Source organism: Acidovorax sp. KPB24-03, from assembly GCF_057546605.1.
On record NZ_BAAJYR010000176.1, the window covers coordinates 1 to 7,307 of the forward strand.

The 7,307-nt window shown below is 67.3% G+C and carries 8 protein-coding genes; 4 read left to right on the forward strand and 4 right to left on the reverse strand.

Features of this window, described 5'->3' with window-relative positions; all coding sequences use genetic code 11:
- A partial coding sequence (locus AC27KI_RS16150; protein WP_487114726.1) for a M48 family metallopeptidase occupies positions 1-636 on the forward strand: 636 nt, incomplete at its 5' end.
- A 28-nt stretch (positions 637-664) separates the two neighbouring features.
- On the opposite strand, the gene AC27KI_RS16155 is transcribed toward AC27KI_RS16150, so the two are convergent.
- Positions 665-1,303 carry an MBL fold metallo-hydrolase gene (locus AC27KI_RS16155; protein ID WP_284430293.1) on the reverse strand — a complete coding sequence of 213 codons (639 nt, stop codon included), beginning with the start codon at positions 1,301-1,303 and terminating at the stop codon, positions 665-667.
- A gap of 106 nt (positions 1,304-1,409) precedes the next feature.
- On the opposite strand from AC27KI_RS16155, the gene AC27KI_RS16160 reads away from it, so the two are divergent.
- Complete coding sequence (locus AC27KI_RS16160) at positions 1,410-2,255, forward strand: hypothetical protein (RefSeq protein WP_487090498.1); 846 nt, start codon at positions 1,410-1,412, stop codon at positions 2,253-2,255.
- A 90-nt stretch (positions 2,256-2,345) separates the two neighbouring features.
- Here AC27KI_RS16160 and AC27KI_RS16165 read toward each other — a convergent pair whose 3' ends face one another.
- Complete coding sequence (locus AC27KI_RS16165) at positions 2,346-3,161, reverse strand: exodeoxyribonuclease III (RefSeq protein WP_272565908.1); 816 nt, start codon at positions 3,159-3,161, stop codon at positions 2,346-2,348.
- Here AC27KI_RS16165 and pyrE point away from each other — a divergent pair.
- Both pyrE and AC27KI_RS16175 read left to right on the forward strand, forming a co-directional pair.
- Positions 3,160-3,858: an orotate phosphoribosyltransferase gene (gene pyrE, locus AC27KI_RS16170; RefSeq protein ID WP_284407823.1), complete on the forward strand. Its 699-nt coding sequence runs from the start codon at positions 3,160-3,162 to the stop codon at positions 3,856-3,858. The genes AC27KI_RS16165 and pyrE overlap by 2 nt on opposite strands.
- Positions 3,859-3,863: 5 nt before the next feature.
- The gene (locus tag AC27KI_RS16175; RefSeq protein WP_487114728.1) at positions 3,864-4,532 is read left to right on the forward strand and encodes a DUF4124 domain-containing protein; all 669 of its coding nucleotides are present in this window, start codon (positions 3,864-3,866) and stop codon (positions 4,530-4,532) included.
- 35 nt (positions 4,533-4,567) lie between these two features.
- Here the strand turns inward: AC27KI_RS16175 and gatB are convergent, their stop codons facing one another.
- Both gatB and gatA read right to left on the reverse strand, forming a co-directional pair.
- The gene (gatB, locus tag AC27KI_RS16180; protein ID WP_317357371.1) at positions 4,568-6,028 is read right to left on the reverse strand and encodes an Asp-tRNA(Asn)/Glu-tRNA(Gln) amidotransferase subunit GatB; all 1,461 of its coding nucleotides are present in this window, start codon (positions 6,026-6,028) and stop codon (positions 4,568-4,570) included.
- A 2-nt stretch (positions 6,029-6,030) separates the two neighbouring features.
- Positions 6,031-7,307, reverse strand: a 1,277-nt coding sequence (gatA, locus tag AC27KI_RS16185) for an Asp-tRNA(Asn)/Glu-tRNA(Gln) amidotransferase subunit GatA (protein WP_487114730.1), incomplete at its 5' end; no start/stop codon positions are given.

Consider the following 7,307-nt stretch of genomic DNA (forward strand, 5'->3'; position numbering starts at 1 on the left):
AAGGCGCAGCGTGCGCTGGCCGGCCCCGACAATGCGCAGCTGCAGCGCCTGCGCGCCATCGCCCAGCGCCTGATCCCCTACACCGCCCAATGGAACGACCGGGCCCGCCAGTGGCAGTGGGAGGTCAACCTGATCGGCAGCAAGCAGATCAACGCCTTCTGCATGCCGGGTGGCAAGATCGCCTTCTACACCGGCATCCTGGACCAGCTCAAGCTCACCGACGACGAGGCCGCGATGATCATGGGCCACGAAATGGCCCACGCGCTGCGCGAACACGCCCGCGCCCGCCTCGCCAAGACCCAGGCCACCAGCGTGGGCCTGTCCCTCGGGGCGCAGCTGCTGGGCCTGGGCGATCTGGGCAACGCGGCGGCCAACCTGGGCACGCAGCTCATCACGTTGAAGTTCAGCCGCGGCGACGAGACCGAAGCCGACCTGGTGGGCCTGGAACTGGCCGCCCGCGCCGGCTACAACCCCGACGCCTCGGTGAGCCTGTGGCGCAAGATGGGCGAGGCCACCAGCGGCCAGGGCGGCATCGCGTTTCTCTCCACCCACCCCAGCGGGCCGGAGCGCATCCGGCAGCTGGAGCAGAACGTGCCGCGGGTGCAGGGGCTGTACCAGGCGGCGCGCCGGGGGTGAGTCGACCGGGGCCGGCGTGGGGCGCGGATCAGGTCCCGCCCACGTAGGGGTTGCTCTTGCGCTCGCGCCCGAAGCTGCTCTCCGGCCCGTGCCCCGGGATGAAAACCGTGCCGTCGCCCATCGGCCACAGGCGCTGCGTGATGCTGTCGATGAGCTGCTGGTGATTGCCCTGGGGAAAGTCGGTGCGGCCGATGCTGCCGGCAAACAGCACGTCGCCCACGAAAGCCCGCTCGATCTGGGGCGCGTGGAACACCACGTGGCCCGGCGTGTGGCCGGGGCAGTGGCGCACCGACAGCGTCTCGTTGCCGATCTGCACCGTGTCGCCATCGTCCAGCCACCGCGTGGGCGTGAAGGCCTCCGCAGGCGGAAAGCCGAACATCGCGCTTTGCTGCGGCAGCCCGTCGATCCAGAACTGGTCCCCGGGATGCGGCCCGACGATGGGCAGCACCCGGGTGCGGGCCAGCTCGCCCGCTCCGCCCGCATGGTCGATGTGGGCGTGGGTGAGCCAGATCTGCTCTAGCTTCAGCTGCCGCCGCTCCGCCTGGGCGAGGATGGCCGGCAGGTCCCCACCGGGATCGATCACCGCGGCCAGAAGGGTTTCGTCGCACCACACCAACGAGCAGTTCTGCTGGAAAGCGGTGACGGGTAATGTGAAATATTGCAACATCGTGTAAGTTAGTATTCAGGCTTCACGGCGATGATTTCGGGTTCGCGCTTCAGCATTCATCGGAGGGCTGGCGCCATTGTCGTCAATGCGAAAGAGAGAGGGAGCGATGTTCAAGAAGCTGGTGGCTGCGGCCTTTGTTTTCGGTGCGGGCGTGGCCCATGCGTTCATCCCCCAGGCGGGGACGTGGGTGGTGACCTCCGAGGTCAACGGCAAGCCCGGCCGCGGCTTCGGCATCGACGTGCAGAACGGCACGCTGGTGATGCAGATGTATGCGTACGAGAACACCGGCAAGTCCACGTTCTACCTGGCCGTGGGCAATGTGGTGGACAACCAGGTCACGGCCGATCTCAAGTCCTATGAAGGCGGCCGTTTCCTGGGCAGCGAAGACCGCTCGGGCACTGAAAAGGGCAACGCGGGCGCGGTCAAGATCCGCTTCGTCGACGGCGTGAGCGGTTTCATCACCTTCCCCGGCGAGAGCGAAAAGGCCATCTCGCGCTTCAACTTCGGTTACGCGGCCGTACCGCAAAGCCTGAAAGGCAGCTGGCTGTTCACGACGTACTCGCCCACGCTGGGCTGGGGCGTTGAGACTCCCACGTTCACAGCCGTGGGCAATGCCACCGGCACCGGTAGCGGGACCATCTCCGCGCCGTCCAGCAACCTGATGTGTGAACACCAGGTCAGCGGCGGTCTGGCGGGCTTCGTGTTTTGCGTCAAGTTCTTTTCCAACTCCAGCACCACGCAGCACACCTATCTCTTCAAGTACAGCGTGAACGAGGGCGAGGGCGACTGGTATCCCAACAACGGCAAGACCGGCTATGGCTTCTACGTCAAGCGCCTGGTGACCGATGACGGCCAAGTCGCAGGGCTGATCCGCAAGGACGAAGAGGCCTTCGTAGCGCCAGAGCAGGCCCAGGCCTTTGCGGCCGAACTGGCCGCAGCCGCTCACCGCTGATCCGGCCCATGCCCGCAACGGGAGACGGCCGCCCGGCAGGGCCGGTTCCCTGCAAGCGGGTGGATGCCCGCCGCACGCTGCGCGCTGCGCTTACAGCACCATGTCGTACCCGATCGTGATCGGCGCATGGTCAGAAAACTTCTCGGTCTTGTAAATATGCTCGGTGCGGGCCAGGGCGGCGATGGCCGGCGTCGCCAAGTGGTAGTCCAGCCGCCATCCGACGTTGTTTGCATACGCTTGCCCCCGGTTGCTCCACCACGTGTAGGCGGTGTCCGTGGCGTCTGGTTGTAACTGACGGTAAACGTCTATCAGCCCGCCGCCTTCATCAGTTATGTGCAACAACTTTGTCATCCACTCGCGCTCCTGCGGAAGGAATCCGCTGTTCTTCTGGTTGCTGCGCCAGTTCTTGAGGTCGATGGCCTGATGGGCGATGTTGATGTCGCCGCAGAGGATGAACTCGCGCTCGCCCTTGGTGCGCATGAGGTGGGGATGGAACTCGTCGAGGAAGCGGAACTTGGCCAGCTGGCGCTCTTCGCCCGAGGAGCCGCTCGGAAAGTACGCGCTGATGATCGACAGCTTGCGTGCGGGCGTGTCGAAGCGGGCTTCCACGTAGCGGCCCTCGGCATCGAACTCCTGCGAGCCGTAGCCGATGCGCACGTCGCTCGGCTCGTGGCGCGAGTAGATGCCCACGCCCGAGTAGCCTTTCTTGGCCGCGAAGTGAAAGTGCCCTTTCAGGCCCGCCAAGTGCTCGAAGCGGCCCAGCATGTCGGCCGATTGCGCCTTGATCTCCTGCACGCAAATACAATCCGGCCGCGTTGCGGCGATCCATGCCTCCACCCCCTTGGATGCGGCGGAGCGGATGCCGTTGAGGTTGAGGCTCGTTAATTTGAAAAGGGGTGAATCCATGGTGACAGACAAGGCGCAATCGGTGGAACAGGACCGCCTGGCGCAGGACTTCGTGCAATTCGCCGTGGAAGCGGGGGTGCTGCGCTTCGGCGAATTCAAGACCAAGGCAGGCCGCTTGAGCCCGTATTTCTTCAACGCCGGGCTGTTCGATGACGGCGCCAAGATGGGCAGGCTGGCCGAATTCTATGCAAAAGCCCTGCTGGCGAGCGGCATCGAGTTCGACATGGTGTTCGGTCCCGCGTACAAAGGCATTCCGCTCGCGGCCACGGTGGCCGTCGAACTGGCACGGCACGGACGCAACGTGCCCTTTGCCTACAACCGCAAGGAAGCCAAGGACCACGGCGAAGGCGGCACGCTGGTGGGTGCCCCGTTGCGCGGCCGCGTGCTGATCGTGGACGACGTGATGTCCGCCGGCACGGCGGCGCGCGAGTCGATCGCGCTGATCCGCGCTGCGGGTGCCCAGCCCCATGCCATGGCCATCGCCCTCGACCGGCAGGAGAAAGCGACCGAGAACGGCCAGGACGTGGAGCACAGCGCCGTGCAGTACGTGCGCGACCATCTGGGCATGCAGGTATGCACCATCGCCAAGCTGGCAGATTTATTGCAGTATTTGGCCCAGAGTGGGGAGCCGGGTGTGCACACCCACCATGAACACGTGCTGGCATACCGCCAGCGCTACGGCGTGCAAGGGGGGTAGTTCGTTTGAGCAAGACGGCCTGGAGATTCGGCTGGTGGGTGATCGCCCTCTCGGGCCTGGCGGGCACGCCGGCCGGGGCGCAGCCTAGCGGTTCTCCGACCGCCGGCATCTACACCTGCGTGAATGCCCAGGGCCGTCGCCTCACGGCGGACCGGCCCATCGCCGAGTGCGTGGACCGGGAGCAGCGGGTGCTGGGCCCATCGGGCACCGAGCGCCAGCGCCTGGGCCCCACCCTCACCGACCAGGAGCGCGCCGCCCTGGAGGCCCAGCGCCGCAAGGAGGCCGAGGAGCGCGCCCGCATCGCCGACGAGCGCCGCCGCGAGCGCGTGCTGGTGGCCCGCTACCCCGACCAGGCCTCGCACGATGCCGAGCGCGCCGCGGCCATCCAGCAGGTCAACGAGGTCACGGCCGTCGCCGAAAAGCGCGTGGCCGACCTGCAGCGCCAGCGCAAGGCGCTCGATGCCGAAATGGAGTTCTACCGCCGCGATCCCAGCAAGGCGCCCATGCTCCTGCGCCGCCAGATCGCCGAGCAGGAAGACGCGCTGGCCGAGCAGCAGCGGTTCATCGCCGGGCAGGAGCAGGAAAAGCGCCGCGTGCACCAGCGGTTCGACGCCGAACTGGTGCAGCTCAAGAGCCTTTGGGCGGGGCAGCGCCCCGCCATGCATTCACAGTAAAGGCACCCTTCCCCGGTGGCCGGGGCAGAGCGGCGTCAGGAAGACGCCGCCGCGAGCCGGGCGCGCAGCAGGTCGTTCACCTGCTGCGGATTGGCCTTGCCCTTGCTGGCCTTCATGGCCTGGCCCACGAGCGCGTTGAAGGCCTTGTCCTTGCCCGCGCGGAACTGGGCCACGTTGTCGGGGTTGGCGGCGATCACGTCGTCGATGATCTTTTCCAGCGCGCCGGAGTCGTTCATCTGCTTGAGGCCCTTGGCCTCGATGATCGCGTCCACATCGCCCGCAGCCGCATCGCTCCACAGCGCCTCGAACACCTGCCGGGCGGCGTTGTTGGAGATCGTGCCATCGGCGATGCGGGTGACCAGTTGCGCCAGTTGGGCGGCGCTCACGGGGGCCGCGGCGATGTCGCTCTCGCCGGCATTCACCCGCCGCGACACCTCGCCCATGATCCAGTTGCTGACCAGCTTGGGTTGCTGGCTGGCCTGCGCCGCCGCTTCGAAATACGAAGCCATCGCCTTCGACTGGGTCAACGTGGTCGCGTCGTACTCGGGCAGGCCGTAGTCGGCCACGAAGCGCGCGGCCATGCTGCGGGGCAGCTCGGGCATCAGCGCGCGCTGCTCGTCCACCCATTGCTGCGAAATCTGCAGCGGCGGCAGGTCCGGATCGGGGAAGTAGCGGTAGTCGGCCGCGTCTTCCTTGGTGCGCATGGCGCGGGTCTCGCCCGTGCCGGGGTCGAACAGCACCGTGGCCTGCTGGATCGCGTGGCCGTCCTCGATCTGCTCGATCTGCCAGCGGATCTCGTAGTCGATCGCCTGCTGCATGAACTTGAAGCTGTTCAGGTTCTTGATCTCGCGGCGCGTGCCCAGCGGGGCGCCGGGCTTGCGCACCGAGACGTTGGCGTCGCAGCGGAACGAGCCCTCCTGCATGTTGCCGTCGCAGATGCCGATCCACGTCACGATCTTGTGCAGCTCCTTGGCGTAGGCCACGGCCTCTTCGGACGAGCGCATGTCGGGCTCGGTCACGATCTCCAGCAGCGGCGTGCCGGCGCGGTTCAAATCGATGCCGCTCTGGCCGATGAAGTCCTCGTGCAGCGACTTGCCCGCGTCTTCTTCCAGGTGGGCGCGCACGAGCTTCACGGTCTTCTTCTCGTCGCCCAGGAAGAACGACACCTCGCCGCCCTGCACCACCGGGATCTCGAACTGGCTGATCTGGTAGCCCTTGGGCAGATCCGGATAGAAGTAGTTCTTGCGGGCGAAAACGCTTTCCGGCGCAATGGTGGAGCCCAGGGCCAGTCCTAATTTGATGGCGCAGGCCACGGCCTCGCGGTTCATCACGGGCAGGGTGCCCGGCAGGGCCAGGTCCACCGCGCAGGCCTGCGTGTTGGGCGCGGCGCCGAAGGCGGTGGGCGCGCGGCTGAAGATCTTGGATTTCGTCGCAAGCTGGGTGTGGGTTTCGAAGCCGATGACGACTTCGTAGCCGTGGATCAATGGGGCGGTCATGTTCAGAGGCCTCCCGGCATGCGGAGGTGGAAATCGGTGGCTTGCTGCAGGCGGTGGGCGGCATTGAGCAGCCGGGCTTCCTGGAAGTAGTTGCCGATCAGCTGCAGGCCCACGGGCATGCCGTCCTCGCCGAAGCCGGCGGGCACGCTCATGCCGGGCAGGCCGGCGAGCGAGGCGGGCAGCGTGAAGATGTCGGCCAGGTAGTCGGCCAGCGGGTCGTTGCCGTGCTCGCCGAGCTTCCACGCCACCGTGGGTGCCACCGGGCCGGCGATGAGGTCGCACGACTGGAAGGCATTCTGGAAGTCGTCGGCGATCATGCGGCGGATCTTCTGCGCCTGCAGGTAGTAGGCGTCGTAGTAGCCGTGCGACAGCACGTAGGTGCCGATCATGATGCGGCGCTTGACCTCGTCGCCGAAGCCCTCGGCGCGCGTCTTCTTGTACATGTCCACCAGATCGGTGTAGTCGCTGGCGCGGTGGCCGAACTTCACGCCGTCGAACCGCGAGAGGTTGGACGAGGCCTCGGCCGGGGCGATCACGTAGTACACGGGAATGGACAGCTCGGTGCGCGGCAGGCTGATGGGCACCAGTTTCGCGCCGAGCTTCTCGTATTCCTGGAGCGCGGCGTCCACCGCGGCGCGCACGCCGGGCGCGAGGCCCTCGCCGAAGAACTCGGCCGGGATGCCGATGCGCAGCCCGTCGATGCCGTCGTTCAACTGGCGGGTGAAGTCCTGCGCCGGCAGGTCGAGCGAGGTGGAGTCGCGGTCGAGGTCCGGGCCGCAGATGGCCGACAGCAGCAGGGCGCAGTCCTCGGCCGAGCGGGCCATGGGGCCGGCCTGGTCCAGGCTGGAGGCGAAGGCGATCATCCCGTAGCGCGAGGCGCGGCCATAGGTCGGCTTGATGCCCGTGATGCCGCAGAACGAGGCGGGCTGGCGGATCGAGCCGCCCGTGTCGGTGCCCAGCGCCACGGTGGCCAGGTCGAGCGCCACGGTGGCGGCGCCGCCGGAGGTGGAGCCCCCGGTGATGCGGCTCGGGTCGTGCGGGTTGGCCGGCGTGCCGTAGTGGGGGTTGAGCCCCAGGCCCGAGAAGGCGAACTCGCTCAGGTTGGTGCGACCGAGCAGCACTGCACCCGCGGCGCGCAGTCGGGCCACCGCGACGGCGTCGGACGGGGCGGGCGCCCCGGCCATCACGGCCGATCCGGCACGGGTCACCTGGCCCTGCACGTCGAACAGGTCTTTGATGGAAACGGGCAGGCCCGCCAGCGGCGAGGCACGTGCCCGCC

Coding starts and splice junctions, on each gene's coding strand:
- AC27KI_RS16165 (WP_272565908.1), bottom strand. CDS start 3,161: ATGGATTCACCCCTTTTCAAATTAACGAGCCTCAACCTCAACGGCATC.
- AC27KI_RS16160 (WP_487090498.1), top strand. CDS start 1,410: ATGTTCAAGAAGCTGGTGGCTGCGGCCTTTGTTTTCGGTGCGGGCGTG.
- gatB (WP_317357371.1), bottom strand. CDS start 6,028: ATGACCGCCCCATTGATCCACGGCTACGAAGTCGTCATCGGCTTCGAA.
- pyrE (WP_284407823.1), top strand. CDS start 3,160: ATGGTGACAGACAAGGCGCAATCGGTGGAACAGGACCGCCTGGCGCAG.
- AC27KI_RS16155 (WP_284430293.1), bottom strand. CDS start 1,303: ATGTTGCAATATTTCACATTACCCGTCACCGCTTTCCAGCAGAACTGC.